We start from the raw sequence: 26923 nt of genomic DNA on the forward strand, positions 1-26923 counted from the left end.
GAAAGTGCTGCAGCCCGCGAAATACGCGACATTCAGTCGCAGGCTGTTGAGTTCCATGACAAATGTTTCATGTTTAAAGGGCTGTCTGGCCGTAGATAAAACCTGGCCAAAAAAAACGCCCCGAACCAGTCGGGGCGTTTTTATGTGTGGCGTAGGCGGGGTATTACTTACCCTGCCAGCGCTTCAGTACCAGCGTGGCGTTGGTGCCACCGAAGCCGAAGCTGTTGCTCATCACGGTGTTGATGGTGGCGTCTTCGCGAGTCTTGGTCAGGATTGGCATGTCTGCCACTTCCGGGTCCAGTTCGTCGATGTTGGCGGAACCCGCCATGAAGTTGCCTTCCATCATCAGCATGCAGTAGATCGCTTCGTGAACGCCGGCGGCGCCCAGGGAGTGACCCGACAGGCTCTTGGTGGAGCTGATGGCCGGAGCGTTGTCGCCGAACACTTCACGCACACCTTTCATTTCCATCACGTCGCCGACCGGAGTCGAGGTGCCGTGGGTGTTCAGGTAGTCGATCGGTGCGTCAACGGTGGACATGGCCATCTGCATGCAGCGGATGGCGCCTTCGCCGCTTGGGGCGACCATGTCGTAGCCGTCGGAGGTCGCGCCGTAGCCAACGATTTCCGCGTAGATCTTCGCGCCGCGGGCCAGAGCGTGTTCCAGCTCTTCGACCACGACCATGCCGCCACCGCCGGCGATGACGAAACCGTCACGCTTGGCGTCGTAGGCACGGGAAGCTTTTTCCGGAGTTTCGTTGTACTGGCTGGACAGGGCGCCCATGGCGTCGAACAGGAACGACTGGCTCCAGTGCTCTTCTTCACCGCCGCCGGCGAATACGATGTCCTGCTTGCCCATCTGGATCTGTTCCATGGCGGTACCGATGCAGTGAGCACTGGTGGCGCAGGCAGAAGCGATGGAGTAGTTCAGGCCCTTGATCTTGAACGGGGTGGCCAGGCAAGCGGAAACAGTGCTGCTCATGGTCCGCGTTACGCGGTATGGGCCGACGCGCTTGACGCCTTTCTCGCGCAGGATGTCCAGCGCTTCCATCTGGTTCAGCGTGGAGGCGCCACCGGAACCGGCGATCAGGCCGGTACGCGGGTTGGAAACTTGCTCTTCGGTCAGGCCGGAGTCTGCGATGGCATCTTTCATGGCCAGGTAGGCGTAAGCCGCCGCGTGGCCGACGAAGCGATAGATCTTGCGATCGATCAGCTCTTCGAGGGGAAGGTCAATGGAGCCGGAAACCTGGCTACGCAGACCCATTTCGGCATATTCCGGGTTGAACCGGATGCCAGGGCGGCTTGCACGCAGGTTAGCGGAGACGGTCTCTTTGTCATTGCCCAGGCACGAAACGATGCCCAGACCAGTGATAACGACGCGGCGCATGCGGATAACCCTTAGAAGTTGTCAGTGGAGGTGAAAACGCCGACCCGAAGGCCTTCGGCGGTATAGATTTCGCGGCCGTCGACAGTCACGGAACCATCGGCGATGGCCATGTTCAGTTTGCCTTTGAGGACGCGTTTGATATGGATGTTATAGGTGACTTTCTTGGCGGTCGGCAGTACCTGGCCAAAGAATTTCACTTCGCCCGAACCCAGGGCGCGACCGCGGCCCGGCAGGCCTTGCCAGCCGAGGAAGAAACCGACCAGTTGCCACATGGCATCGAGGCCCAGGCAGCCCGGCATCACCGGATCACCTTCGAAGTGGCAGGCGAAGAACCACAGGTCTGGAGTGATATCCAGCTCGGCGACCAATTCACCTTTGCCGTACTTGCCACCCTCTTCGGAGATCAGGGTGATGCGATCGACCATCAGCATGTTCGGGGCGGGCAGTTGCGCGTTACCCGGGCCGAACAGCTCACCACGACTGCAGCGCAGCAGGTCTTCCCGGGTAAAGGCGTTTTGTTTGGTCATGCGAGCTCCTCAATAGTCCATGCGGCAGGGGGGCGAATCTTCCCGGCCGATCGAAGCGTTCATGCCTCGAGTCAGCAGCCTACTCATAGACTATTGCGTTGTAGTGAAAGTCACAGTACCAAGGACATGAATGTACACTTGTGCACTGAAATTATTATTCAAGCCCCTTTTAGGGCCTGTTCGGGTGCCTAAGACTGCCGCACTTTCGTCTTTCACGCCAGTCGCAGATCGTCGAAAGGCCTGCACTACTGCACCCAACGCTGCAGAATTTGCTGCAGATCAGTGCGTTTAAAGGGCTTGGCCAGGTAATCGTTCATTCCCGCGGACAAACAGGCTTCACGATCGCCCTGCAAGGCGTTGGCCGTCAGGGCAATGATCGGCACGTCAGCGCAGCCGGGCAGTTGGCGAATCTGTCGGGTGGCCTCGTAGCCGTCAATGACCGGCAGTCGGCAATCCATCAGAATCGCTTCGAAAATCAGGCTCTCGGCGCTGCGCACCGCTTGTGCACCATCGGTGACGACGCTGACAGTAAAGCCCAGGCTGCGCAACATTGCTTCAATGACGGTGCGGTTGACCGGGTTGTCTTCCACCAGCAACACATTGCGACCTTCGCCGTGGCCATTGCCGGTATGTACTCGCGGCGTCAGCACCGGCAACGACTGCTTATACAGCGCCAATGGAATTTCCAGGGTGAACACCGAGCCGACGCCTTCTTCGCTTTGAGCACGCAAGGTGCCGCCCATTCGTTCTGCCAGAGTGCGGGCAATCGGCAGCCCCAGCCCGGTGCCACCGTAACGTCTTGAAATAGTACTGTCGGCCTGCTGGAACGCGTTGAACATCAATTCCAGGCTTTCGGCCGGGATGCCAATCCCGCTGTCGCGCACGGTGCAGGTGAACCACAGCAATTCGTGATCCAGCGACTGCCACTGCGGTTCGATCGTGACGCGGCCCCGTTCGGTGAATTTCAGCGCATTGCCGACCAGGTTGACCAGGATCTGCCGGATCCGCGTCGGGTCGCCCTGAACCTGCAGGGCGCGCATGTCCTCGGGGATCTGCAGTTGCAGGTCAAGCCCACGTTGCACTGCGCTGTGCTGGAACGACTGGGCGCAACTGGTGATCAGGTCCGCGAGGTTGAATGCAATGTGCTCCAGCTCCAGTTCCGAGCGTTCGATGCGCGAGAAGTCGAGAATGTCGTTGATCACTTTGAGCAGGTGTTCAGTCGATTCAGAAGCCAGCGCGGCGTACTCGATCTGTTCCTCGGTCATCGCGGTGGTTTCCAGCAGTTGCAGCATGCCCAGCACGCCATTCATCGGCGTGCGCAGCTCATGGCTCATCATCGCCAGGAAATCGGATTTGGCGTTGTTGGCCTTTTCCGCTTCCTCGCGGGTCTGGATCAATTGCGCCATGGCCTGATGCTGTTCGCGGCTGGCTTGTTCAAGGCCCTGGGCAAGGTTGTTGATGTGTTGTGACAGGGCGCCCAGTTCGGTGTCATCGACAATCGGCAGGGGCGTTTTGTAGTCGCCTTTCTGGATCGCCTTGACCGCATTGCCGATGTCGTGGATCGGTTGCGACAGGCTGCTGGCCAGACGCCGAGCCAGCAGAAAGGTAAACAGCAGGGCGAACAGGGCAAGGATCCCGGCCTTGAACAGGATTTCCTGCTGGCGCTGGTTGAAGGCGTCATTGGACAGACCGACGATCACCCGGCCCAGGTAATCTTCTCCCGGCTTCGTGGGGGCGGTGCGGCTGTTCTGGAAGAAGTCATTGTTGAGCGCGATGCGTTGCAGCCGCACCGGTGCCTGGAACACTTCGACCTGGTGCGAACGATTGTGGGTTTCCGACGGTTGTTCGACGTACACCAGAACCCGGTTGGTGCGGTCCTGAACCTCCAGAAAACGCACATTGGGCGTGGCCAGGGTGGCTTTGAGCAAACTCTCGAGCACGTCGTTATTACCCGAGATCACCCCGTATTCGGTGGCCGGCGCCAGTTGGTTGGCGATCAGTTGACCGGTGTGGTTGAGTTCCTGGCGCAGGTCCTGGATTCGCACGAAGGTGAAAAAACTGATCAGCAGCAACGTCAGCAGTAGCGCCGGGCCGAGGCTGATGATCTGGGTACGGGTATTGATGTCCCAACCGCTATGGAAGGTCATGGGCGATGTTCTCCTTCGGCCAGCTGTGTTGCGACAGAGGCTTCATTCATCGGTTCAATGCTTAATGAACGAGCCACTTGCGGGTTGCTCAAGACCTTGAACTGCTGCGGATAAAGGGTGCGCGGCCAGGTGCTGGAGGGGCGGTCGAGCAGTTCGTCGAGAATCTTCAGCCAATCGCTCTGGTCGCTGTAGGTGCTGGCGAGGCTGCCCGCCCTGACGAACGCGGCATTGGGACCGATCAGCGGCAGCTGCCGTGCGTAGCTGCTGAGCAGCAGGTTTTTCACGGTTTTGGGGTTGTACAGATCAGGATCATCCAGGCCCAGCAGCACATCGCTGTTTTTCAGCAGGGCCTGCAACGGGCGACTGTCATTGGTGTTGTCCCAACGCTCGGTGACCACTTCAAGGCCCAGGGGCAGGGCTGCCTGATGCAGTTCCTTCAGCAGGAATTCGCTGTGGCTGTCGAAAAGCACGCCGACACGTCGAGCCTCGGGCAGGACGAGTCGGGTCAGGCGCAATTGTCGATCCAGCGGCGGATCGCTCCAGAGCAGGCTCAGGTGCGGTGGCGAAACATCGCCAAAGCGTTGGTGGGCTTGCAGGCGGCTGATGCGCAGCACCAGCGTTGCCGGGCCTTGGGCGTCTTGCAGGCGCCAGTCGAGGCTTTGCAAGTCGAGCAGAATCAGGCGGGTACCTGCGGGCAGTTGGCCGGGTGCCGGCAAGCTGGCGACCGGCTGGAAACGCACGCTGTCGGTGGGGCGCAACTCGCTCAGGGCCTGGACGAAAGACTGCACGCCAGGGCTGTCGTCGGCGCCGGTCAGCAGAATGTCGGCGGCCCGGGCCGGCAGATTGCACAGCAGCCCGGCAAACACCAGGCACAGCCCGGCCAGCAGGCGGCCAAGGGTTGGCGTCTTCCGTGGCAGGCAATACGGCATCTTAAAACTCCAGCTCCGCGCTGAAGTAGAGCACCCGGCGTTCGTCGTAGTTGTTATCGACGAAAGTGGTGGGCTGATTGTCGAGGCGTTGCTGGAGGATCCCGGCCAGCTCCAGATTGGCCTTGCCCAAGCCGATGCGTTTGGCGAGGCGGGTGTCGACCCGTTCGAAGCGGTAACCGTTGAGGGCGTCGGCGCCATAGTAGAAGAGCGCGCTGTTCCAGCCCTGGCCCCAGTTGCGCAGCCAACCGGCGGAGCCGCTGTTGCGCGCCGTTTGTTGTGCATCCAGCGGGTTGCTCGCCTCGGCATCGACATAGGCGTACGTCAGGCGCAGACGATCGGTGCTGCTGACGCGCCAGTCCAGTTGGGTTTCCGTCCCTGAGAATCGTGAGCTGTTCGAGTTGCTGGCAATGTACTGATTGTTGCGCAGCGGTTCGCTGATCATGCCGTTGATTTCGTCGTAGAACAGCTTCACATCGACCGTCAGCCCCCAGTCTGTGAAGTAGCCGTTGTAGCCCAATTCCCGGGAACGCATGCGTTCCTGTTCGAGGTCACCCGGGCCACGGGTCCTGACGAAATAGCGGGCGCTGGTCTGGCCATAGGCACTGGGTTGCAGGTTGGTCACCTGGTAACTCCAGTTGACGCTGTTCTCGAACATGTCCGGCGAGCGGACGGCTTCCGAATACACCGCGCGCAAACCGTGGCGCGGGTTGATCAGATAGTTGACCGCCAGTCGCGGGGTCAGTGAACTGCCGGTCAATTGCGTGTCTTCGAACATCGCCCCGCCTTGCAGCAACCAGTGCTCGGTGGCGCGCCACTCGAGTTGGCCGAACGCCCGCCAGGTGGTGTCGTCGAGCGTGCCATTGAAGTAGGTCTCGGAATCGGCCCGGTCGTAACGATAGTTCATGCCGCTGACCAGCCGCAGCGTGTCGGACAGGCTGAGGGTGTCTTGCAGTTCGAGGTCGTAGCGCGACTCTCGGGCACTCTGGTCGATGTCGCCGCACAGCGTTTTGTTCGCGCCGTTTCGCCATTGCGCCAGAACCTGATTGGCCAGGTCTTGTTCTGCCGCTGTACCGGGGGGCGCGCCGGTGAAACGAGCGATGTTGCGCGCCAGGCGTTCGGTGTAATTGGGATTGAGGTGCCAAAGTTGGGTCAGCTCCGGGCTGAACGAGATCTCGGCATCGCAGGCACGCCAAGTCTGCTGACGATCCCAGTGTTGCGCCGAGCCTTGAATATAAAGGCTGTGATCAGGGTTGATGTCCAGGTTCCAGCGCAGCGAGCCGGCGTAGTCCTTGGCGATGACGTCGGAATTGTTCCCAGCGGCGGTAATCCCTGAGAACACCGGGCTGTAGGTATAGGGCCGCTGGTTGGTCCCGTCCTTGGCGTTCAGTTGCCAATCGATGCTCTGATTCTCATTGAGCGTCTGGCTGACGGCGAGGCTGAAGCGATTCAAACGACGGTTGTCGCGATAATCGGCGCCGGTGCGGTCCGAGTCGAACCCATCGTCTTGTTGGCCGGACAGCGACAGGCGCAAGTCGCCGCTGTCCCAGCCCATACCCTGGCTGGCGTAGAAATCGTTGATGCCGCGTTGGCCTCGGGTGATTTTCAGCCGCGTGCCGTGGCTGTCGGCCGGTTTGCGGGTGATGATATTGACCACCGCCATCAGCGCGTTGGCGCCGTAGCTGACGGTGTTCGGGCCACGGAAAACCTCGATGCGCTCGATGTCTTCCATGGCCACCGGAATATCACTCCAGTCCACCGTGGCCAGGCCCGCGCGGTACACCGAGCGGCCGTCGATCAGCACTTGCATGCGCCGCGCTTCGCTGGCGTTGGTGCCGTGGTAGTTCACCGCTGCCTGGTTGCCGCTGATATTGCCGACCATCATCCCCGGCACCAGCCGCAGCAACTCGCTGATGTCCCGCGCACCGCTGGCGTTGATCAGTTCGCTGTCGATCACCGTCATGCTGCCCGGCACGGCCGCCGGCGACTGCTTCAGGCGCGTCGCGGTGAGCACTTGCGGCAACGGACCGTTGTCCAGGAACAGGTCGTCGGCCAGCAATGGCGAGCTGAACATCAGCGCCAGCACCAGTGGCGAGCGAGGAGAGGGAGAGCCAAAAGACACGGCACGGCCTTGATAGCGATTAATTGGCGCGCATGTTAACCGAGCGCAATGACTTTTCCAGTCACGTTGTGGGCATTTTCCTCGGTTTTCTTGGTCTTCTTCCTACAAGTGCCGGTAATTGATGTCGGGGCTGGCCGCGACTGGGCCGCTCCGTATAATGCGGGCATCGCCACTGGTATGGATTAACGGATTGCATATGACTGAACAGCGCCCAATTGCGGTCCTGGGAGGCGGAAGTTTTGGTACCGCCGTGGCTAATCTGCTGGCCGAGAACGGGCATCAGGTGCGGCTGTGGATGCGTGACCCCGAGCAGGCCGAGGCCATTCGGGTCAATCGCGAGAACCCGCGTTACCTCAAAGGCATCAAGATTCTTCCGGCGGTGGAGGCAGTCACAGACCTGCAAGCCACGCTGGAAGCCTGCGACCTGTGCTTCGTCGCGTTGCCCTCCAGCGCGCTGCGCTCGGTGCTGGCGCCTTACGCTCAGCTTTTGAGCGGCAAAATGCTGGTGAGCCTGACCAAAGGCATCGAAGCCCATACGTTCAAGCTGATGAGCCAGATTCTTGAAGACATCGCCCCGCAAGCGCGCATCGGCGTGCTGTCGGGACCGAACCTGGCCCGTGAAATCGCCGAGCACGCGCTGACCGCCACGGTGGTTGCCAGCGAAGACGAAGACCTTTGCCAGCAGGTCCAGGCCGCGCTGCATGGCCGGACCTTTCGCGTATACGCCAGCGCCGACCGCTTTGGCGTGGAGCTGGGCGGGGCGCTGAAAAACGTTTACGCCATCATCGCCGGCATGGCGGTGGCGTTGGGCATGGGCGAAAACACCAAGAGCATGCTGATTACCCGGGCACTGGCGGAAATGACCCGCTTCGCGGTCAGTCAGGGTGCCAACCCGATGACGTTCCTGGGGCTGGCGGGCGTCGGCGATTTGATCGTCACCTGCTCATCGCCGAAAAGCCGCAATTATCAGGTCGGGTTTGCCCTCGGCCAGGGCTTGAGCCTGGAGGACGCGGTGACGCGTCTGGGCGAAGTGGCCGAAGGCGTGAATACCCTCAAGGTGCTCAAGGCCAAGGCTCAGGAAGTAGGTGTATATATGCCGCTGGTCGCCGGATTGCACGCGATTCTGTTCGAAGGGCGCACGCTTGATCAGGTGATCGGGTTGTTGATGCGTGGCGAACCGAAAACCGACGTGGACTTTATTTCCCCCAGTGGTTTCTAAGCACTTAACCGATACGAGCAGGGAGCGAGACAGACATGAACGATCCGAAAGTAGAAGAAGGCAAGTACGAATCCATCCTGCTGCGGGTGCTGTGGATGATTGTCTACGTGCTGGTCTGGCAAGTGGCGCAATTGATCCTCGGCGCAGTGGTGCTGGTGCAGCTGATCTATCGTTTGATATATGGCGCACCGAGCGCCAGCCTGATGAATTTCGGCGACAGCCTGAGCCAGTTTCTGGCGCAGATCGGTCGTTTCGGCAGCTTTCACAGCGACCAGAAGCCCTGGCCGTTCGCCGACTGGCCAGCGCCGCGTACACCGGAAGGTGAAGCCCCGCACGTTGTGGCGCCGGCGCCGCATCCGGCCCGAGATGAGGAACCGAAACTATGAAACTCTGGGTATTGCGTCATGGTGAAGCCGAACCTCACGGTACCCGTCCGGACTCCGAGCGGGCCCTGACCGATAAGGGGCGCAAAGAGGTGAAGCGCATCGCGGCCAAATTGAAGGGCAAACACCTGACTGCCATTTATGCCAGCCCTTACCTGCGAGCGCAGGAGACCGCAATGCTGGTGCGTAAGGAGCTGGGTTTTGCACCGGAGATTCGCACCGTCGAATGGCTGACGCCCGACAATAATCCGCAAGCAGTGGCGGAGCAGTTGGTTTCCGTGGATCACGCACTGCTGGTCAGCCACAACCCGCTGGTCGGTAACCTGCTGGGCTATTTGCAGCATGGTCACGTGCAAGACCCGGAGCGGGTCGGCACCGCCGGACTGGCGGAGCTTGAGGGCGATGAACTGCTGGTCGGGGCGATGAAGCTCAACGGCATCAAAACCCCGTAACCGGCTCCCACTGGACCGGTGTCGTTGCTGATTTTTGTGTGAAATAGTCAACCAAGCACTTGCTTGGTTGACTACGCTTGCTCCAGACCAGAAATATGGGAGCAAGTCGCATGTCTGCTGCTTTTCGTTTGCCACTGGACGTCTTCTACGAGCGCGAAGCCCGTCATCCGCGCCAGCGCTTTCTGGTTCAGCCGACAGGGGGTGGCCAGGTCGAGACGCTGACCTGGGCCGACGTCGGTCATCAGGCGCGCTGTGCCGCCCACTGGCTGCGGGCTCGCGAATTGCCGCAAGGCAGCCACATCGCATTGATCTCGAAAAACTGTGCCCACTGGATCATCGCCGACCTGGCGATCTGGATGGCCGGGCATGTCTCGGTGCCGCTGTACCCCAATCTGACCGCCGAATCCGTTGCCCAGGTGCTTGATCATTCTGAAGCTGCACTGGCGTTCATCGGCAAGCTGGATGACTGGCCGGGCATGTCCGTCGGGATTAGGCCTGAGCTGCCGACCATCAGCCTGCCGCTGTGCCCGGTGGGCACTTTCAATTTCAGCTGGGCCGACCTGCAACGCAGCTCACCGATTCAGGACGACCCCAAACCCGCCGCCGATCAACTGGCGACCATCATTTACACCTCTGGCACCACGGGCCAGCCCAAAGGCGTGATGCACAGTTTCGGCACGCTGGGATTTGCCACCACCCATGGCACCCGGTTGTTTAGCCTGAATGAGTCGGATCGCCTGCTGTCCTACCTGCCGCTGTGCCATGTCGCCGAGCGGATGTTCGTCGAGCTGGCAGCGATCTACACCGGGCAAACGGTGTTTTTCGCCGAGAGCCTCGACACCTTCCTCACCGATTTGCAGCGTGCCCGACCGACCGCGCTGTTCGGCGTGCCACGCATCTGGACCAAATTCCAGATGGGCGTGTACGGCAAGATCCCGGCAAAACGCCTCGACTTCCTGCTCGGCCTGCCTTTCATCGGCAAACGGGTAGGGCACAAAGTCCTCGCCGGGCTGGGGCTGGACGCTTTGCGCATCGCCTTGTCCGGCGCGGCGCCAGTGCCGCAGACCTTGTTGAACTGGTATCGAAAACTGGGGCTGGACGTGCTGGAGGTGTACGGCATGACCGAAAGTTGCGGTTACTCCCACATCGGCCTGCCCGGCCAAAACAACCCCGGCTGGATCGGCAAGCCATGCCCGGAAGTCGAAGTACGGGTTGAGCCATCAGGTGAAGTGCTGGTGCGCAGCGGCGCGACCATGCTCGGCTATTTCAAGGAGCCTTTGAAAACCGCCGAATCCCTCACCGAGGACGGCTTCCTGCGCACCGGTGACAAGGGCGAGGAAGACGCCGAGGGCAACCTGCGCCTGACCGGGCGCCTGAAGGAAATCTTCAAGACCAGCAAAGGCAAATACGTGGCCCCGGCGCCGATCGAGAATCGTCTGGCGGTGCATTCGCGGATCGAACAAGTGTGCGTGGTCGGCGATGGCTTGAGCGCGCCACTGGGATTGTGCGTGTTGTCGGCGGTCGGTCAGCAGGACGCCAGCGGGACGGCGAGGGCGGGTTTGCATTCAAGCCTGGAACAACTGCTGGAGGAGGTCAACGGCGTCCTCGACCGGCATAAACGCTTGCATCGGCTGGTGGTGGTCAAGGACAGTTGGGCGGTGGAAAACGGCTTCCTGACACCGACCCTGAAGATCAAGCGCAACATGATCGAAGCGGTTTACGGTGCGCGCTTCGAAGAATGGAGCGCGCGCAGCGAGGCGGTGCTGTGGCAGGATTGAGTCACGAACAACACCAACAAAGGAACGCAACGATGACTCTGTGGCGCACCACTCCCAACATCGAGCAGTTGAACGCTATCCAGAAAAACACCATCGGCGAAGTGCTGGATATTCGCTTTGAAGCCTTCGATGACGAGTCCCTGACCGCGAGCATGGTCATCGACCACCGTACGCACCAGCCTTATGGCTTGCTGCACGGCGGCGCTTCGGTGGTGCTGGCCGAAACCGTTGGCTCGATGGCCAGTTTCCTGTGCATCGACGCCAGCAAGTTTTATTGCGTGGGCCTGGAAATCAACGCCAACCATTTGCGCGGTCTGCGCAGCGGGCGGGTGACGGCGGTGGCCAAGGCGATTCACATCGGGCGCACCACCCATGTCTGGGATATTCGCTTGACCAGTGATGAGGGCAAGGCCAGTTGTGTGTCGCGCCTGACCATGGCGGTGGTGCCGTTGGGGGAGAAACCGCCGGCGCGTTGAAGCTGCAAGATCAAAAGATCGTGCCCCGAAGGCTGCGATCTTTTGATCTTAGCGACATCTCCTACCACCATTCCTGGCAGTTATGGTCATTGCTGTAGGACACGGTCTTACGGACAATCAACGTCTGTTTTTCGCACATGGATCTGCCGGTATGTCGCAACAGATATTTTTCGCCCACGCCAATGGCTTTCCTTCGGGGACCTACAGCAAGTTGTTCGCGGCGCTGGCGCCCGAGTACCAGGTGGCGCATCTGGAGCAGCACGCCCATGACCCGCGTTTTCCGGCGGACGACAACTGGAGCAATCTGGTGGATGAGCTGATTCATCACCTCCAGCAGCAGCCGGAGCCGGTCTGGGGCGTCGGCCACTCTTTCGGCGGCGTGCTGCACCTTCACGCCGCGTTGCGTTGCCCTGAGTTGTATCGCGGCGTGGTCATGCTCGATTCACCGGTGCTGACCCGCACCGATCAATGGGTGATCCGTGCCGCCAAACGCTTCGGTTTCATCGATCGCCTGACCCCGGCCGGTCGCACGTTGGGACGACGGGAAGAGTTCGCCGATCTGGAAGCGGCCCGCCTGTATTTCGCCGGTAAAACCCTGTTTCGTGGCTTCGACCCGGAATGCTTCGAAGCCTATCTTCAACATGGTTTGCAAAAGGTCGGCGACAAGCTGCGCCTGCGTTTCGACCCGGCCACGGAAATCAGCATCTACCGCGGCGTACCGCACACCAGCCCTGGCCGCGCGCGACAGTTGAAAGTGCCGCTGGCAGTAGTTCGCGGGCACAAGAGCCGCGTGGTGATGCGTCATCACGCCCGATCCGTCGGGCGCATGCCGCTGGGCGAGTCCTTGACCCTGCCCGGTGGCCACATGTTTCCCCTCGAACGTCCACAAGACACGGCCACGCTGCTGAAGAGCCTGTTCAGTCGCTGGGACAGTCGCCGCCAACAGGATTGCGCATGAGCAGCGTTGTTGAAGAAGTTCGCCTGAGCCTGCCGCATATCGAGTTGGCGGCGCACCTGTTCGGTCCCGAGGACGGTTTGCCGGTGATTGCCTTGCATGGCTGGCTGGACAACGCCAACAGCTTTGCCCGGTTGGCGCCGAAGCTCAAAGGCTTGCGCATCATCGCGCTGGACATGGCCGGGCACGGTCACTCGGGGCATCGGCCGAACGGCGCCGGTTACGCGCTGTGGGACTATGCCCACGACGTGCTGCAAGTGGCCGAGCAGTTGGGATGGAAACGTTTTGCGCTGCTGGGGCATTCCCTGGGGGCGATCGTCTCGCTGGTGCTGGCCGGGGCGTTGCCGGAGCGGGTGACTCACCTGGCGTTGATCGACGGCATCATTCCTCCTACAGACAAAGGCGAAAACGCCGCCGAACGCATGGGCATGGCCCTGCAGGCGCAGCTGGATCTGCGGGAAAAACGCAAACCGGTCTACAACACCCTCGACCGGGCCATCGAAGCGCGCATGAAAGGCTTGGTGGCGGTCAGTCGCGAAGCCGCCGAACTGCTGGCCCAGCGCGGCTTGATGCCGGTGCCGGGCGGTTATACCTGGCGCACCGACAACCGCCTGACGCTACCGTCGCCGCTGCGTCTGACCACTGAGCAGGCGATGGCTTTCGTCCAGCGCGTCAGTTGTCCTGCACACCTGGTGGTCGCGGCTGACGGCATGCTCGCCAAACATCCCGAGTTGCTGGAACGTCTACCCTTTAGCCATGAACAGTTGCCTGGCGGCCATCACTTGCACCTCAATGACGAACCCGGTGCCGGTCTTGTCGCAGACTGTTTCAATCGGTTCTTCGCCGTTCCTTGACTTGCGTCGGGCAACTGTCGAGGCTGGGCGGGTTGAAATGGGAGACAACCATGATAGATCTGTACACCGCAGCGACCCCGAATGGCCACAAGGTCTCTATCGTGCTCGAGGAACTCGGCCTGCCCTACACGGTGCATGCCTTGAGTTTCGACAAAAAGGAACAGAAGTCCGAGGAGTTCCTCAAGATCAACCCCAATGGCCGGATTCCGGCGATTGTCGACCGCGCCAATGGCGATTTCGCCGTGTTCGAGTCCGGCGCGATTCTGATTTACCTCGCCGAGATGACCGGCAAACTGCTGCCCCAGGATCCGAAAGGGCGCTCGGTGGTGTTGCAGTGGCTGATGTTCCAGATGGGCGGCATCGGCCCGATGCAGGGCCAGGCCAACGTATTTTTCCGCTACTTCCCGGAAAAGCTCCAGGGCGCCATCGATCGCTATCAACATGAAACCCGACGCTTGTATGAAGTGCTAGACACGCGTCTGCAAACCGTGGAATTCCTGGCGGGCGAGTACAGCATCGCCGATATCGCGACCTTTCCGTGGGTCCGTGGCCATGACTGGTCCGGTGTCTCGGTGGACGGCTTGCCTGCCTTGCAACGCTGGCTGGCCGCCATGGAAGCACGCCCTGCGGTGCAGCGTGGTTTGCGGGTGCCGGAGCGCATCGATGATGCCAGTGTCATCAAGGGTGCCCAGGCCATGTTGATCCGATGAACCTATCCATGCGTTCACTCACTCTGCTGGCGCTGTGCAGTTTCAGTCCCTGGTTATTGGCCGCTGACATTCCTGGCAGTCAGGACCTGCCTATCGTRCCGCGCATAACCGATGCGCAGATCGTCGACTATCGCCCGACGGTAGAACTCGAGCGGATTTACCCGCTGGGTTCGATCCGCAAGATCAGCGGCCAATTGCGTTTCGACGGCCAGGTCACCGCTCGCGGTCAAACCACCTCGGTCACCTACGAATTGCCACCGGAGCATTCCTCCACCGATGCCTTCACCGCCGCCCGCGAAGCCTTGCAAAAGCAGGGCGCCGAGCTGTTGTTCTGGTGTCAGGCCCGGGATTGTGGGGAAAGCAGCCTGTGGGCCAATGAAGTCTTCGGTAACGCCAAGCTCTATGGCGCCGATAATCAGCAGGCTTATTTGCTGCTGCGTCTGGCGGCCCCCCAAGAAAACACCCTGGTGGCGCTTTACAGCATCACTCGCGGTAATCGCAGGGCTTATCTGCACGTCGAACAGTTCGATGCCTCGGCGCCGTTGGGTGATTTGCTGCCGACGTCCGCGACGTTGCTGCGCCAGCTCAAAAGCACCGGGAAACTCGATTTCCCCAAACTCGACGGCGACCCTGACGACACCTGGCTGCGTTTGATTTCCCGAGGTCTGAACCTGGACACCACACTGCGAGTCAGCGTTTCCGGGCCCAGTGCCGAAGCCTGGCGCCAGGCGTTGATCGGCCAGGGCGTGCGCACGGCGCGGATGGAAACCGGCAGCGTCGAAGGCTCTGGCCTGCACTTCGAACTGTTGCGATAAGCTTCATTTGGCGAATGCGTTCTGCGCATTCGCCAATTCTTTGCGGACTGACTTTTTTCGGGATCTTACATGGTCAATAACGATCGGCTGTTGGTGCAGATCCTGCTGCTGGTGCTGTTTGGCGCGAGTTTATGGGTAATGGCGCCGTTCTGGTCGGCGCTGTTCTGGGGGGCGGTGCTGGCGTTTGCCAGTTGGCCGTTGATGCGTCTGTTGACCCGTTGGCTCAATGGTCGTGAATCCCTGGCGGCGCTGTTACTGACGCTTGGCTGGATGCTGCTGGTGGCGGTGCCGCTGGTGTGGCTGGGGTTCAACCTGGCGGATCACGTGCGCGATGCCACGGCGTTCATCAAGGATGTGCAGGTCGATGGTCTGCCTGAAGCGCCGGCCTGGGTTGGCGGTATTCCTTTGGTCGGCGAGCGGCTGGTGGGGATCTGGAACAGCATCGATCAGCAAGGTGCGGCGATGATGCTGGCGATCAAGCCCTATCTGGGTCAGGTTGGTAACTGGTTGCTGGCACGCAGTGCGCAGATTGGCGGCGGGATCCTCGAGTTGACGCTGAGTATCGTGTTTGTGTTCTTTTTCTACCGGGACGGGCCGCGTTTGGCGGTGTTTGTCCATGGGTTGCTGGAGCGGCTGATTGGCGACCGCGCCGGGTATTACATCGAACTGGTGGCGGGCACCGTGCAACGGGTGGTCAACGGGGTGATCGGCACAGCGGCGGCGCAGGCGGTGCTGGCGTTGATCGGCTTCCTGATTGCCGGCGTGCCTGGGGCGCTGGTGCTGGGGATCGTGACGTTCTTGCTGAGCCTGATTCCGATGGGGCCGCCGTTGGTGTGGATTCCGGCCACGGCGTGGCTGGCCTGGAAGGRTGAGTACGGAATGGCGGTGTTCCTCGGGATCTGGGGCACGTTCATTATCAGCGGGGTCGACAACGTGCTTAAGCCGTACCTGATCAGCCGGGGCGGGAATTTGCCGTTGGTGATTGTGCTGCTCGGGGTGTTTGGCGGGTTGATTGCGTTCGGGTTTATCGGCCTGTTCATCGGCCCGACGTTGTTGGCAGTGGCTTACAGCCTGTTGACCGATTGGAGCAAGAGCCAGGCTCGGGTTGAAGATCGCCGGCCCTAAGTTTTTTGTTGGGTCTTAGGGCCGCGAAGTTTTTTGACTCAGGTCGCCACGTTCAGGTGTTTGCCTACGGTCGCCACGTTGTCGAGCGAATACTGCTTGCTCAGGTTGGCGATCATTTTGTTCAGGGCTTCGGTCACGTTGAACTGATGGGTGGAGCTGTCGGAGTTCTGCTCGCGGCCGGCTTGCAGGACGGCTTTCAGTTCATCGTTGCTGACGCCACCGCTGCTGTCGCTATCGAGTACTTTGAGCAACGCGGCGCTGGTGTCGGTGGCGGTCGATGAAGTGCTGTCGCTCGCCTGCAACGCGCTGCTCAGTTCCGTGGCCGTGACACTGCCATCGCTGTCGGTATCGAGTTGGCTGAACAGCTCTTCGCTGGACATCTGCTGAGGTGGCGGTGGCGGCGGGGTCAGGCTGGCGGCGAGTTCGTCCTGGCTGACGGTGCCGTCTTCATTCTTGTCCAGGGCCGAGAAGATTTTCGAGCTGTCGGCCGTGCTGCCGGCACTGGTCAGGCCATTGCTCAGCTCATCGCTGTTGATGGCGCCGTCGCCGTCTTTGTCCAAAGCGCTGATCAGCGCATCGGCCAGCTCGGTGTTCGGTGCCTGATCGTGCGGCGGTGGCGTCGGAGGGGCCATCGCGGCCATCTCTTCGCTGCTCAGGCTGCCGCTTTTGTCGCTGTCCAGATCGCTGAAGTTCTTGCTCAGGCTGACCAGCAGACCATCGTCGTTTTTCTGCGACAGGGCGCTCTTGAGCTCATCCTGATCCACCGCACCGTCGCTGTTGTTGTCGAGTTTGGCGAGCAGTTCTTTCTGGAATTGCTGGCTACGGGCGCTGTTGGTGGCGGTACTGCTGGTGCTGGTATAGCTCGTGTAGCTGCTGACACTACCGATCATTGTGCTCACTCCTTGGAATGGGAAACCGGTGGGTGCACCGGCTTATGCAGCCTCAAGGGGCAAGTTGTCGTGGGTATGTGGGATTTGTACCGATGGGTACACACAACTTATCCAGTCAGACCCGGATCCTGTGGATGCGGGCTTAGACGCGGGGCAGGTGGATGACGGCGGTCAGACCATCGCCGGGCGTTTCTTCCAGGCTCAACTGCCCGCCCAAACGCTCCGCGGCTTCCCGGGCGATGGTCATGCCCAGGCCGACGCCGCCGGAGTTGCGATTACGCGAACCTTCCAGGCGAAAGAACGGTTCAAACACCGCTTCACGTTTTTCCGCCGCGATACCCGGGCCATGGTCAATGACCCGGATTACCAGTTGTTCGCGACTGTCCTCAAGCGTGATCAGCGCGTCCCCGGCATAACGCAAGGCGTTGTCCAGCAGGTTGTTGATGCACGAGCGCAAAGCCATCGGTTGAACCTGCAGCGGGGCACAATGGCCGCGGGCCTGGACGTCGGCGCCCTGGTCCTGGGCGTTTTCACTCAGGGACTCCACCAGCGCTTGCACGTCCATCCATTGTGGCGCCTCGCTGGTGCGCTGCTCGTGCAGGTAGGTGAGGGTGGAATCGAGCATGCCGATCATGTCGTCCAGGTCCTGACGCATCTGGCCTTGCAGCTTCTCATCGTCGATCTGTTCCAGCCGCAGCTTGAGTCGCGACAGCGGTGTGCGCAGGTCATGGGACACCGCGCCGAGCATGCGCGAACGTTGCTGCATTTGTTCAAGAATGCGTTTCTGCATCAGGTTGAAAGTGTGCGCCGCTTGCCGCGCCTCCCGTGGGCCGGACTCATCCAGCGGCGGACTGTCGAGATTTTCACTCAGGCGCTCGGCGGCGTCGCTCAGGCGCTGAATCGGGCGGGTCAATAGCTTGGCGCCGTACCAGGCGGCGATGATCAGCGAGACAAACTGAAAGGTCAGTGGCACCAGCGGCCCGCCGAACCATGGCCGCGGTGGTCGATTGCCGAAACGCGGGTCCATTGGTGGGGGAGGGCCGTCGAAGCGCTCGGAAAAACCCGGTGGCGGTGGGGGAGGCGGGGGCGGCCCGTAATGTTTGAACCATAAAAAAGCTAACAAGTGCGCCAGTACGATCGCCACCAACAGCACGCCGAACAGGCGGCCGAACAGCGTATCGAAGCGCGCACGCATCAGCTGATGTCTCGTGCGTCGAACAGATAACCCTCACCGCGAACGGTCTTGATCAACTGCGGGGCTTTCGGGTCGTCGCCCAGTTTCTGGCGCAGGCGCGACACCAACAGATCGATGCTGCGATCAAACGCTTCGATCGAGCGACCGCGCGCCGCGTCCAGCAGTTGTTCGCGGCTGAGCACCCGGCGCGGCCGTTCGATGAACACCCAAAGCAAACGGAATTCGGCGTTGGACAGCGGCACCACCAGGCCATCGGCGGCGATCAACTGGCGCAACACGCTGTTCAATCGCCAGTTGTCGAAGCGAATATTCGCACGCTGTTCAGTACGGTCGTCGCGCACCCGACGCAGAATGGTCTGAATCCGCGCAACCAGTTCCCGCGGCTCGAACGGCTTGGCCATGTAGTCGTCGGCGCCCAGCTCCAGGCCGATGATCCGGTCGGTGGGTTCGCAGCGGGCGGTGAGCATCAGAATCGGGATGTCCGATTCGGCGCGCAGCCAGCGGCACAGCGACAAACCATCTTCACCCGGCAGCATCAGATCGAGCACCACCACATCGAAATGCTCGGCTTGCAGCGCCTGACGCATGGCGGCGCCATCAGAGACGCCGCTGGCGTGGATATTGAAACGGGCCAGGTAGTCGATCATCAGTTCGCGGATCGGAACGTCATCGTCGACGATCAGGGCGCGAATGCTCCAGCGTTTGTCATCGGCCGGCGCTTTTTGATCGTCGTTCAGAGGTGCTGGGGAATTGTGCATGCGTGCGTTCATCTGCCAGGTAGGCTGCCAACCACAAAGATAGGCTGCGAGGTTGTGGCTTCAGCATAGGCGTCCGGCCGTGAGGCGGGAAGTGCTGTAGGGCTTGTTGCGGCTGACGAGGGTAGCGTTGAAGGGTGTTGTGGGCGTGTCGTGTGTGTATCGGGGTCGACACAATTGCCGCAGCAGCTAGTCTTGCCTGAGCCGCGACGACGAATTACCGATCATCGGGTCCCGCAGCGGCGCTGGTTCCGCTACAATGCGCGCCGATTTCGACTTGCCTGAGAGCCCACTCATGTCCGCCTGCCAGACGCCTATCATCGTCGCCCTGGATTTCCCCACCCGTGACGCCGCACTGAAGCTGGCCGATCAACTGGACCCGAAACTGTGCCGGGTCAAAGTCGGTAAAGAACTGTTTACCAGTTGCGCTTCGGAAATCGTCGGCACCTTGCGCGACAAGGGTTTCGAAGTGTTCCTGGACCTCAAGTTCCACGACATTCCGAATACCACCGCCATGGCCGTCAAGGCGGCTGCGGAAATGGGCGTATGGATGGTCAATGTGCACTGCTCCGGCGGCCTGCGCATGATGGCCGCCTGCCGCGAAGTGCTCGATCAGCGCAGCGGCCCGAAACCGCTGTTGATCGGCGTGACCGTGCTGACCAGCATGGAGCGTGAGGATCTGGCGGGTATTGGCCTGGACATCGAGCCGCAGGAGCAGGTGCTGCGCCTGGCCGCGCTGGCGGAAAAGGCCGGGATGGACGGTCTGGTCTGCTCGGCCCAGGAAGCCCAGGCCTTGAAAGCCGCCCACCCGTCGTTGCAACTGGTGACGCCGGGGATTCGTCCGGCGGGCAGTGCCCTGGACGATCAGCGCCGCATCCTGACGCCGCGTCAGGCGCTGGATGCCGGTTCCGATTACCTGGTGATCGGCCGTCCGATCAGCCAGGCGGCGGATCCGGCCAAGGCGTTGGCGGCGGTCGTCGCAGAAATCGCTTAAGCGGCGATTCGCGGGCAAGCCTCGCTCCTGTAGGAGCGAGCGGTGCGGCGATCCGACTTGCCCGCGAAGCTTTTATACCTTCAACACCAACTTCCCGAAATTCTCGCCGCTGAACAACTTCATCAGCGTCTCCGGGAATGTTTCCAGTCCCTCGACGATGTCTTCCTTGCTCTTGAGCTGCCCCTTGGCCATCCAGCCGGCCATTTCCTGCCCGGCAGCGGCGAACTGTGCGGCGTAATCCATCACCACGAAGCCTTCCATCCGCGCGCGGTTGACCAGCAAGGCCAGGTAGTTGGCCGGGCCTTTGACCGCTTCCTTGTTGTTGTACTGGCTGATGGCACCGCAAATCACCACCCGTGCCTTCATGTTCAGGCGGCTCAGCACGGCGTCGAGAATATCGCCGCCGACGTTATCGAAATACACGTCGACGCCTTTCGGGCATTCACGCTTGAGGCCGGCGATCACGTCTTCGTTCTTGTAATCGATGGCACCGTCAAAACCCAGCTCATCGATCAGGAACTTGCACTTGTCCGCGCCGCCGGCGATGCCGACCACCCGGCAACCTTTGATCTTGGCGATTTGCCCGGCGATGCTGCCCACCGCACCGGCCGCGCCCGACAACACCACGGTGTCGCCGGCTTTCGGCGCGCCGACATCGAGCAGGGCGAAGTAGGCGGTCATTCCGGTCATGCCCAGCGCGGATAAATAACGCGGCAGCGGCGCTAGTTTCGGATCGACCTTGTAGAAACCTCGCGGCTCGCCAAGGAAGTAATCCTGCACACCCAAGGCGCCGTTGACGTAGTCCCCGACAGCAAAGCCCGGATTGTTCGAGGCGATGACCTTGCCTACGCCCAGTGCGCGCATGACTTCGCCAATGCCGACCGGAGGGATGTAGGACTTGCCCTCGTTCATCCAGCCACGCATGGCCGGGTCCAGGGACAGGTATTCGTTCTTGACCAGGATCTGACCTGCCGCAGGCTCACCGACTGGTACTTCTTGATAGGTGAACGTCTCGCGGGTAGCTGGCCCCACGGGACGTTTGGCGAGCAGGAACTGGCGATTGGTCTGGGTAGTCATGACAGGCACTCAAGATGAATGAAGCCTTGTTGATAGACCTTCATGGACGATGCTGCAAGGTTGGCTGACACGGCGAATGCACATCGATCCAGTGCAGTGATAGTCAGGGCGGCAGTTCCATCACTGCCACTCATGGGCGCCCAACCGGCCTTCTGATAGTGCTGCCGTGTCACAAGGCGCTGTGGCTAACTGAAAACACGTGACTCCCCACATTCTTCTCTTCGAGGACATAACAATGAGCATGACGTTTTCCGGCCAGGTCGCCGTTGTGACGGGCGCGGCCAATGGGATTGGCCGCGCAACCGCTTTGGCGTTCGCCGCCGAAGGGTTGAAAGTGGTGGTGGCCGATCTGGACGTGGCCGGTGGTGAAGGCACTGTGGCGCTGATTCGCGCTGCCGGCGGTGACGCGACCTTCGTGCGCTGCAATGTCACTGTGGAAAGCGATGTAAAAAATCTGATGGACGAGGTCGTGAATGCCTACGGCCGTCTCGACTATGCCTTCAACAATGCCGGTATCGAAATCGAGAAAGGCAAACTGGCCGAGGGCACGCTCGATGAGTTCGACGCGATCATGGGCGTCAACGTCAAAGGCGTCTGGCTGTGCATGAAGTACCAGTTGCCATTGCTGCTGGCCCAGGGCGGCGGCGCGATCGTCAATACCGCTTCGGTCGCCGGCCTGGGGGCTGCGCCGAAGATGAGCATCTACGCTGCCTCCAAACATGCGGTGATCGGCCTGACCAAATCGGCGGCCATCGAATACGCCAAGAAAAAGATTCGCGTGAATGCGGTGTGCCCGGCGGTGATCGACACCGACATGTTCCGTCGGGCCTATGAAGCGGACCCGAAGAAGGGCGAGTTCGCCAATGCCATGCACCCGGTCGGACGTATCGGCAAGGTCGAGGAGATTGCCAGCGCGGTGCTGTACCTGTGCAGCGACGGCGCGGCGTTCACCACCGGTCATTCGCTGGCGGTGGATGGTGGGGTTACGGCGTTTTAATCAGGCGTTTCGATATACCTGCTTTTGTGGCGAGGGAGCTTGCTCACGCTGGGCTGCGTAGCGGCCCCAAAAATCTGACAACCATTGCCGGTTTTTGTGAGTGCTACGCACTCAAGCGGGAGCAAGCTCCCTCGCCACAGGTTTCTCAGCATTACGCACACTGCCATCGGTTCCGTGAAAACACCGGGCATTGTGTTTCAAATGGTTAGAACCGACGGTTTTGGCGGTTTTGTCGCACATCTTGTCGAGCGCTCCTGTGATTAACTGTTTTCCGCAAAACAGACAGGAGTTTGCTTGCTCATGGAGTTGAGAATCGATCGACAGGCATTGGTGCCGGTCGTGCAGCAAATCGTCGACGCGATGGCCGACTGGCTTCATCGTGGCGAGGTGTCGCCGGGGACACGTTTGCCTTCCGTGCGGCAAATCGCGCGGATCAATCTGCTCAGCCAACCCAGTGTTGTCGAGGCCTGTGAACGGTTAGTGGCCCAAGGTGTGCTGGCCACGCGTAGCGGGGCGGGTTTCTTTGTCGCGGCAACGGCGCTTGCCGCTCACGGGCAACGGGATTTTTCCTGGTTCGAGGGGGTTGAGCAGCAGAGTGGCGTCGCGGGCGAACTGAAGCTGGGTTGCGGCGGATTACCCGAAAGCTGGCGCGAGACTGACGACCTGAGCTATGCCATACGCCAGGTCAGCCGCACCGATATGGCCGGTTTGTTCAACTACAGCACACCGCTGGGCCTGCTTGCCCTGCGCCAACAGATCCTCAAACGACTGAAGCAGCTGGATATCGCGGTGGATGAAAGTCGAATCCTCACCACGGCGGGTGCCAGTCATGGGCTCGACCTGATCGTGCGCACGTTGTTCAAACCGGGCGATTGCGTGGTGGTGGAGAACCCCGGTTATTCGATGCTGTTCGATTTGCTCAGGCTGCACGGGGTCAGCATGATCGAAGTCCCACGAACGCCTCACGGACCCGACACCGAAGCACTCCAGGCACTGTTGCTGAAATACAAACCCCGTGGCTTGTTCATCAACAGTTTTTATCACAACCCCACCGGCAGCAGTTTGACCCTGGGCGTGGCTCGGCAGGTTATGCAGCTGGCCAGAAAGCATGGCGTACTGGTGATCGAAGACGACGTCTATGCGGATTTGTACCGCGGTCCCGGGACGCGTCTTGCGGCACTGGGTATCGATGACAACGTGATCTACGTCGGCAGCTACTCCAAAACCCTCAGCAGTTCGTTGCGGGTCGGCTTTGTCGTGGCGGGTGCCGACGTCATTGCGCGACTGGCCGAGGTCAAGATGATCAGCAGCATGGGTGCTTCACGGTTTTGCGAATCGGTGCTGGCTTCTTTCCCACCGGCGAGGCTCATGACTGGCAGCGCATCAACGTTGCCTATGCCTGTGATCCTCGTGCTCGGGCATTTTTTCAGGCTACCGCCAGGGTCTGTTGACGTTTGGTGGCGAGCCGCGTTGCGATGCCAACGTGCGCGAGGCAAGGCGCGGGATGCCGCCAATGGTTGTTCCCTTGGCAAATCCCGCAACGCAGCCTCGCGCACGTTGGCGCGCAACCCGAAGGGACGGAGCCAACGTTGCGCAGGGCTGCGTTGCTCGGAACTTATTTGGAACAACCAAACCACGTTCCTCGCGCCTTGCCCTGCGCAACGTTGGCATCCGTCGCGGTCGTCACCAAACGTCAACAGACCCTGAGGATCGACCTAAAGCATTCTGAAAACGACGCGGGCGTAGCTTTTTGCCATTATTCCGACGTCAGAGACTTGTGTTGGCACAAGCCCGTTGCGAATCTGCATCAACAGATAATGGCAGGGGACTAAGCGCAATGATTTCGGCCGTGCAAGGACGTTTTGCCAACCTCGGTATGGCGAAAAAACTGGGTGTCGGGTTTGTACTGGTGCTGCTGTTGACAGCCCTGGTGGCGGCCATTGGCGTATGGTCCCTGCAAACCATCAGTCATCGCTTCGACGGGCTCAAGCAGATGTCGTCGCTCAACAGCCGTTTGCTCAAGGTGCGTCTGCTTGAGCAGGACTACGTCTTGCGCGGCGACCCGAAAACCGTGGAAGCCTTGCACGCGGGGGTGGACGCGTTGATCGCGCTGGCGACCGAGCTCAAGGCTCAGTCCGCAGCCAACGTGCCGGTCATGAATGACGTCGAACAGTCTCTGGGGGCTTATCGCAAGGCCTTTGACGAGTTCGTCTCGCTGAGTCAGGCCAAGGACCTGGCGCTGGAAATGGCCAGTTGGTCGGTGTCCAGTGTGGCCAATAACCTGGATGTGCTGCAGTCCGGGCTTAGCGATGATGGCGCCTATGCCTTGAAGGAGTCCGAGGGCAAGGACGGTGCGCAATTCATCGAGCAGGCGAATCAGGTCAGCCAGGTCTCGCGACTGATGTTGCAGGCCATGAACGAAGCGCACGTACGCCTGGATCAGAGCCGCAAGGGCGACGACAGTGCCGGGCAGGGCAAGATCGAGCAAGCCGACCAGGCGCTGGCCCAGGCCGAACAGTTGAAAGCTACCGTAAAGGATGAGGGTTACCAGACGGTCCTCAATGAAGTGTCGGGTCATATCGGCAGTTTCACTGAAAAACTCGCCGAGTACACCGGCCTGTTGGCGCAGGAAAAGACCGTCTCCGAGCAACTCCACCAGCGCGCCGCGCAAGTGGTGGAGCGGGTGGATCAGGCCTACGTTGCCGAAGACCGGTCGATGCAGGCAGAGCTGAAAAAGAACTCGCTGTTGATCATCGGCTCCTCGGCACTGGCCTTGCTGGTCGGGCTGATTGCCGCGTGGGTGATTACCCGATTGATCGTCGCACCGTTGCGCAGTGTGATCCGTGTCGCCCAGCAGATCGCCGCGGGCGATTTGAGCGCGACGATTGAGGTGACCCGCCGTGACGAGATCGGCCAGTTGATGCAAGCCATGCAGCAAATGGGCGCTGGGCTCAGCTGCATTGTCAGTGGTTTGCAGGCCGGTATCGAACAGCTGGCAAGCTCTGCGCAATCGCTGTCGGCGGTGACCGAGCAGACCAACCTTGAAGTCAGCAGCCAGAAAGAAGAAACCGAGCAGGTCGCCACTGCGATGAACCAGATGACCGCCACGGTGCACGATGTGGCACGTAACGCGGAGGAGGCCGCCCAGGCGGCGCAGACTGCCGATGGCAAGGTCGAAAGCGGTCAGCAGGTGGTGCGTCAGAGCATGGCGCGAATTGAGCAACTGGCGGACTCGGCCACCTCGGCCAGCTCCAGCATCGAAAGCCTCAGTGCAGAAATCCAGAACATCGGCACGGTGCTCAGCGTGATCAAAAGCGTTGCCGAGCAGACCAACCTGTTGGCGCTCAATGCGGCCATCGAGGCGGCGCGGGCCGGCGAGCAGGGCAGGGGATTTGCGGTGGTGGCCGATGAGGTCCGGGCGCTGGCCAGGCGAACCCAGCAATCGACCGAGGAAATCGAACGCCTGGTTAGTGCCTTGCGCTCGGCGGCGCAATCGTCGGTGCAGCAGATTCAGAGCAGTGGCGAGTTGGTGAAACTGGCGGTGAGCGATGCGTTGCAGACCGAAAGTGCATTGGGGAGTATTGCGGCGGCGGTGTCGCTGATTCAGCAGATGAACCAGCAGATAGCAGCGGCTGCGGAGGAGCAGAGCTCGGTGGCCGAGGAGATCAATCGCAGTGTCACGAGCATTCGCGCCAGTGCGGATCAGTCTTCATTGGCGATGCAGGGCAATGCGGCGTCGAGTATTGAACTGGCGCAGTTGGGGAGTGAGTTGAGGGGGATGGTGGGGCATTTCAAGCTGTAGCAGCTGCCGAAGGCTCGGGCTGTGTCCGGATGATCTATTGACTCTGGCGGGCATCAATCCCAACGCAAAAAAAAAGCCACCTGACCCGGTGGCTTTTCAGCATTTGCATGATCAGTCGTAGATCACTTTCTTCTTCCAGTCGGCGTCAGCCTCGACGTCTTTGAGCCCTTCAGTCAGTTGGTTCACTTCGCCTTCAACCGGGGCGATCTTGTCCATGACCTGGTCGTTGGCGCGGGCCAGGAGTTTTTCCAGGTACTCGAGTTGTTCGCTGTAGACCTGGGGCTCCGGCTGTTTGCGCAGGTATTGCACGCCGCGTTCGAAGGCCAGTCGGGCCTGGCCTGGCTGGTTTTGTTGCAGGGCATGCTGGCCGAGGTTGTTGAAGAACTCGATGTGCAGCAGGACCAGGATGTGGCGGACCTCGCGGATCCAGTGCTTGGCTTCGTTGGTCGGCAGGTAGCCGTCCTGTGCGGCACGGGTGATCTGGCCATGCAGGGCTTCGAGCAGGAAGCGCACGTCTTTGGCCTTGGCTTCGGTCTGGATCGGTGCCGGCGGGTTGTTGACCGGGATCGATTCGCCCTGAGCGACCAAGGCACTGAGCTCGGTAATCCGTGGCTTTAGCGTGGGGCTGGTTTTTTCCAGGTTGAGCAGGCGCTGGCAGACGTTCAGTTCCAGACGGGTCAATAGCAACTTGAGCGCGGGTGTCATGAACTGACCGGGAAAGGTCTCGGTGATTTCGCCGCAGCGACGCAGGCGGTCGTTGAGTTCAACCTTGGTGCGGGCTTTTTCCAGCTTATTGTTTTCCACCACATGGTTCATGTAGCCAATGGCGATCAATAGTGCGATCCCGGCTACGACTAGCAGGGTGATCATGAGTGGTGTCACCGGTAAGACCTCTTTATGGGGTTCGCGTTCGAGTCGAGTGTAGTTGGCTTGGCATATGGGCGCATAGGGTTGCTCGACGAGTGAATCGGCTATAGCTCTTCTTATATCGGCCGCAATGCCGCTTCTATAAGTAAATAGCGTGCGAGGTGCACATTGCCATCATCTCGGCATGGACTATAGCGTCTTGATGGATGCCAGAATATAGGCGCCAAAGGTCAGGCGACACAAAAGCCTGAATCGCTGCCAAAAGCAGGGCGAAGTCATTGATTTAAATAAATTTATATCTGGGGGTTGACGACCCCTCAATCCATCCATAGAATGCGCGCCACTTACAGCGTAAAGCACACAGCGAAACGCGGTAGGGAGTGAATGTTGTACGTGTGTCCCCTTCGTCTAGTGGCCTAGGACACCGCCCTTTCACGGCGGTAACAGGGGTTCGAGTCCCCTAGGGGACGCCA

Annotated in this window: 23 protein-coding genes, 1 tRNA gene and 2 pseudogenes; 16 read left to right on the forward strand and 10 right to left on the reverse strand. The window is 60.5% G+C overall.

From position 1 onward, the window contains the following. Window positions 1–163: 163 nt before the first annotated feature. From fabB to AC1DIS_RS20825, 5 genes are all read right to left on the reverse strand, one after another. Window positions 164–1384 (reverse strand): beta-ketoacyl-ACP synthase I, encoded by a 1221-nt coding sequence (gene fabB, locus AC1DIS_RS20805; RefSeq protein ID WP_007937568.1) that lies wholly within the window; start codon window positions 1382–1384, stop codon window positions 164–166. Window positions 1385–1395: 11 nt separating this feature from the next. Continuing rightward, the gene (gene fabA, locus AC1DIS_RS20810) at window positions 1396–1911 is read right to left on the reverse strand and encodes a 3-hydroxyacyl-[acyl-carrier-protein] dehydratase FabA (RefSeq protein ID WP_018926285.1); all 516 of its coding nucleotides are present in this window, start codon (window positions 1909–1911) and stop codon (window positions 1396–1398) included. A 245-nt stretch (window positions 1912–2156) separates the two neighbouring features. Next, window positions 2157–4058 carry an ATP-binding protein gene (locus tag AC1DIS_RS20815; protein ID WP_018926284.1) on the reverse strand — a complete coding sequence of 634 codons (1902 nt, stop codon included), beginning with the start codon at window positions 4056–4058 and terminating at the stop codon, window positions 2157–2159. Continuing rightward, window positions 4055–4987 carry an ABC transporter substrate-binding protein gene (locus AC1DIS_RS20820; protein ID WP_477743496.1) on the reverse strand — a complete coding sequence of 311 codons (933 nt, stop codon included), beginning with the start codon at window positions 4985–4987 and terminating at the stop codon, window positions 4055–4057. The genes AC1DIS_RS20815 and AC1DIS_RS20820 overlap by 4 nt, the downstream gene beginning before the upstream one ends. A gap of 1 nt (window position 4988) precedes the next feature. Continuing rightward, window positions 4989–7106, reverse strand: a complete 2118-nt coding sequence (locus tag AC1DIS_RS20825; RefSeq protein ID WP_192350862.1) for a TonB-dependent receptor plug domain-containing protein — start codon at window positions 7104–7106, stop codon at window positions 4989–4991. 196 nt (window positions 7107–7302) lie between these two features. Between AC1DIS_RS20825 and AC1DIS_RS20830 the strand changes: the two genes are divergently transcribed. From AC1DIS_RS20830 to AC1DIS_RS20875, 10 genes are all read left to right on the forward strand, one after another. Beyond that, a complete protein-coding gene (locus tag AC1DIS_RS20830) occupies window positions 7303–8325 on the forward strand; it encodes an NAD(P)H-dependent glycerol-3-phosphate dehydrogenase (RefSeq protein ID WP_018926281.1) in 1023 nt (340 codons plus the stop codon). 35 nt (window positions 8326–8360) lie between these two features. Beyond that, window positions 8361–8711, forward strand: coding sequence for a DUF4389 domain-containing protein (locus tag AC1DIS_RS20835; protein WP_018926280.1), 351 nt, complete (start codon window positions 8361–8363; stop codon window positions 8709–8711). Continuing rightward, window positions 8708–9160 (forward strand): phosphohistidine phosphatase SixA, encoded by a 453-nt coding sequence (sixA, locus tag AC1DIS_RS20840; protein WP_018926279.1) that lies wholly within the window; start codon window positions 8708–8710, stop codon window positions 9158–9160. The genes AC1DIS_RS20835 and sixA overlap by 4 nt, the downstream gene beginning before the upstream one ends. A 110-nt stretch (window positions 9161–9270) precedes the next feature. Continuing rightward, window positions 9271–10938 carry an AMP-binding protein gene (locus AC1DIS_RS20845; RefSeq protein WP_477743495.1) on the forward strand — a complete coding sequence of 556 codons (1668 nt, stop codon included), beginning with the start codon at window positions 9271–9273 and terminating at the stop codon, window positions 10936–10938. A gap of 32 nt (window positions 10939–10970) precedes the next feature. After that, window positions 10971–11414: a hotdog fold thioesterase gene (locus AC1DIS_RS20850; protein ID WP_019581216.1), complete on the forward strand. Its 444-nt coding sequence runs from the start codon at window positions 10971–10973 to the stop codon at window positions 11412–11414. A 151-nt stretch (window positions 11415–11565) separates the two neighbouring features. After that, a complete protein-coding gene (locus AC1DIS_RS20855) occupies window positions 11566–12372 on the forward strand; it encodes an alpha/beta fold hydrolase (protein WP_018926276.1) in 807 nt (268 codons plus the stop codon). Continuing rightward, window positions 12369–13223: an alpha/beta hydrolase gene (locus AC1DIS_RS20860; RefSeq protein ID WP_477743494.1), complete on the forward strand. Its 855-nt coding sequence runs from the start codon at window positions 12369–12371 to the stop codon at window positions 13221–13223. The genes AC1DIS_RS20855 and AC1DIS_RS20860 overlap by 4 nt, the downstream gene beginning before the upstream one ends. Window positions 13224–13273: 50 nt before the next feature. Continuing rightward, complete coding sequence (locus tag AC1DIS_RS20865; RefSeq protein WP_018926274.1) at window positions 13274–13933, forward strand: glutathione S-transferase family protein; 660 nt, start codon at window positions 13274–13276, stop codon at window positions 13931–13933. Between the two features lie 8 nt (window positions 13934–13941). Then, window positions 13942–14748, forward strand: a complete 807-nt coding sequence (locus tag AC1DIS_RS20870; RefSeq protein ID WP_018926273.1) for a DUF4892 domain-containing protein — start codon at window positions 13942–13944, stop codon at window positions 14746–14748. 69 nt (window positions 14749–14817) lie between these two features. Then, entirely contained in the window at window positions 14818–15873 is a 1056-nt protein-coding gene (locus tag AC1DIS_RS20875) for an AI-2E family transporter (protein ID WP_477781054.1), read from the forward strand. A 38-nt stretch (window positions 15874–15911) separates the two neighbouring features. Here AC1DIS_RS20875 and xopAW read toward each other — a convergent pair whose 3' ends face one another. From xopAW to AC1DIS_RS20890, 3 genes are all read right to left on the reverse strand, one after another. Next, window positions 15912–16763, reverse strand: a complete 852-nt coding sequence (gene xopAW / locus AC1DIS_RS20880) for a XopAW family type III secretion system calcium-binding effector (RefSeq protein ID WP_064616533.1) — start codon at window positions 16761–16763, stop codon at window positions 15912–15914. Between the two features lie 142 nt (window positions 16764–16905). Then, window positions 16906–17958: a sensor histidine kinase gene (locus AC1DIS_RS20885; RefSeq protein ID WP_477743492.1), complete on the reverse strand. Its 1053-nt coding sequence runs from the start codon at window positions 17956–17958 to the stop codon at window positions 16906–16908. Continuing rightward, complete coding sequence (locus AC1DIS_RS20890) at window positions 17958–18716, reverse strand: response regulator (RefSeq protein ID WP_019581208.1); 759 nt, start codon at window positions 18714–18716, stop codon at window positions 17958–17960. Before AC1DIS_RS20890 ends, AC1DIS_RS20885 begins: the two co-directional genes overlap by 1 nt. 292 nt (window positions 18717–19008) lie before the next feature. On the opposite strand from AC1DIS_RS20890, the gene pyrF reads away from it, so the two are divergent. Continuing rightward, a complete protein-coding gene (gene pyrF / locus AC1DIS_RS20895) occupies window positions 19009–19707 on the forward strand; it encodes an orotidine-5'-phosphate decarboxylase (protein WP_167331181.1) in 699 nt (232 codons plus the stop codon). 72 nt (window positions 19708–19779) lie between these two features. Here the strand turns inward: pyrF and AC1DIS_RS20900 are convergent, their stop codons facing one another. Further along, complete coding sequence (locus AC1DIS_RS20900; protein WP_018926267.1) at window positions 19780–20784, reverse strand: NADP-dependent oxidoreductase; 1005 nt, start codon at window positions 20782–20784, stop codon at window positions 19780–19782. A 235-nt stretch (window positions 20785–21019) separates the two neighbouring features. On the opposite strand from AC1DIS_RS20900, the gene AC1DIS_RS20905 reads away from it, so the two are divergent. The 4 genes and pseudogenes from AC1DIS_RS20905 (at window position 21020) to AC1DIS_RS20920 (ending at window position 25583) form a co-directional block, all read left to right on the forward strand. Continuing rightward, the gene (locus tag AC1DIS_RS20905) at window positions 21020–21781 is read left to right on the forward strand and encodes an SDR family oxidoreductase (protein ID WP_064616537.1); all 762 of its coding nucleotides are present in this window, start codon (window positions 21020–21022) and stop codon (window positions 21779–21781) included. Window positions 21782–22081: 300 nt separating this feature from the next. Beyond that, window positions 22082–23232 (forward strand): annotated as a pseudogene (locus tag AC1DIS_RS20910) (aminotransferase-like domain-containing protein). 425 nt (window positions 23233–23657) lie between these two features. Next, window positions 23658–24722 (forward strand): annotated as a pseudogene (locus AC1DIS_RS20915) (HAMP domain-containing protein); the annotation flags it as partial. After that, window positions 24720–25583: a methyl-accepting chemotaxis protein gene (locus AC1DIS_RS20920; RefSeq protein WP_477750360.1), complete on the forward strand. Its 864-nt coding sequence runs from the start codon at window positions 24720–24722 to the stop codon at window positions 25581–25583. The pseudogene AC1DIS_RS20915 and the gene AC1DIS_RS20920, both read left to right, overlap by 3 nt. Window positions 25584–25694: 111 nt before the next feature. On the opposite strand, the gene AC1DIS_RS20925 is transcribed toward AC1DIS_RS20920, so the two are convergent. Then, window positions 25695–26453, reverse strand: a complete 759-nt coding sequence (locus tag AC1DIS_RS20925) for a hypothetical protein (RefSeq protein WP_230139514.1) — start codon at window positions 26451–26453, stop codon at window positions 25695–25697. A 394-nt stretch (window positions 26454–26847) separates the two neighbouring features. Here AC1DIS_RS20925 and AC1DIS_RS20930 point away from each other — a divergent pair. Continuing rightward, window positions 26848–26923: transfer RNA gene (locus AC1DIS_RS20930), tRNA-Glu, on the forward strand.

The sequence above is a fragment of the Pseudomonas sp. 05N433 genome (genome assembly GCF_056396925.1).

What these genes read in the sequence shown, in the direction of transcription:
- AC1DIS_RS20820 (WP_477743496.1), bottom strand. Translation starts at nt 4,987, where the DNA reads ATGCCGTATTGCCTGCCACGGAAGACGCCAACCCTTGGCCGCCTGCTG.
- pyrF (WP_167331181.1), top strand. Translation starts at nt 19,009, where the DNA reads ATGTCCGCCTGCCAGACGCCTATCATCGTCGCCCTGGATTTCCCCACC.
- AC1DIS_RS20835 (WP_018926280.1), top strand. Translation starts at nt 8,361, where the DNA reads ATGAACGATCCGAAAGTAGAAGAAGGCAAGTACGAATCCATCCTGCTG.
- AC1DIS_RS20920 (WP_477750360.1), top strand. Translation starts at nt 24,720, where the DNA reads ATGGGCGCTGGGCTCAGCTGCATTGTCAGTGGTTTGCAGGCCGGTATC.
- AC1DIS_RS20925 (WP_230139514.1), bottom strand. Translation starts at nt 26,453, where the DNA reads ATGATCACCCTGCTAGTCGTAGCCGGGATCGCACTATTGATCGCCATT.
- AC1DIS_RS20850 (WP_019581216.1), top strand. Translation starts at nt 10,971, where the DNA reads ATGACTCTGTGGCGCACCACTCCCAACATCGAGCAGTTGAACGCTATC.
- sixA (WP_018926279.1), top strand. Translation starts at nt 8,708, where the DNA reads ATGAAACTCTGGGTATTGCGTCATGGTGAAGCCGAACCTCACGGTACC.
- AC1DIS_RS20845 (WP_477743495.1), top strand. Translation starts at nt 9,271, where the DNA reads ATGTCTGCTGCTTTTCGTTTGCCACTGGACGTCTTCTACGAGCGCGAA.
- AC1DIS_RS20900 (WP_018926267.1), bottom strand. Translation starts at nt 20,784, where the DNA reads ATGACTACCCAGACCAATCGCCAGTTCCTGCTCGCCAAACGTCCCGTG.
- AC1DIS_RS20830 (WP_018926281.1), top strand. Translation starts at nt 7,303, where the DNA reads ATGACTGAACAGCGCCCAATTGCGGTCCTGGGAGGCGGAAGTTTTGGT.
- AC1DIS_RS20885 (WP_477743492.1), bottom strand. Translation starts at nt 17,958, where the DNA reads ATGCGTGCGCGCTTCGATACGCTGTTCGGCCGCCTGTTCGGCGTGCTG.
- AC1DIS_RS20890 (WP_019581208.1), bottom strand. Translation starts at nt 18,716, where the DNA reads ATGCACAATTCCCCAGCACCTCTGAACGACGATCAAAAAGCGCCGGCC.
- fabB (WP_007937568.1), bottom strand. Translation starts at nt 1,384, where the DNA reads ATGCGCCGCGTCGTTATCACTGGTCTGGGCATCGTTTCGTGCCTGGGC.
- fabA (WP_018926285.1), bottom strand. Translation starts at nt 1,911, where the DNA reads ATGACCAAACAAAACGCCTTTACCCGGGAAGACCTGCTGCGCTGCAGT.
- AC1DIS_RS20865 (WP_018926274.1), top strand. Translation starts at nt 13,274, where the DNA reads ATGATAGATCTGTACACCGCAGCGACCCCGAATGGCCACAAGGTCTCT.
- AC1DIS_RS20815 (WP_018926284.1), bottom strand. Translation starts at nt 4,058, where the DNA reads ATGACCTTCCATAGCGGTTGGGACATCAATACCCGTACCCAGATCATC.
- AC1DIS_RS20905 (WP_064616537.1), top strand. Translation starts at nt 21,020, where the DNA reads ATGAGCATGACGTTTTCCGGCCAGGTCGCCGTTGTGACGGGCGCGGCC.
- xopAW (WP_064616533.1), bottom strand. Translation starts at nt 16,763, where the DNA reads ATGATCGGTAGTGTCAGCAGCTACACGAGCTATACCAGCACCAGCAGT.
- AC1DIS_RS20860 (WP_477743494.1), top strand. Translation starts at nt 12,369, where the DNA reads ATGAGCAGCGTTGTTGAAGAAGTTCGCCTGAGCCTGCCGCATATCGAG.
- AC1DIS_RS20855 (WP_018926276.1), top strand. Translation starts at nt 11,566, where the DNA reads ATGTCGCAACAGATATTTTTCGCCCACGCCAATGGCTTTCCTTCGGGG.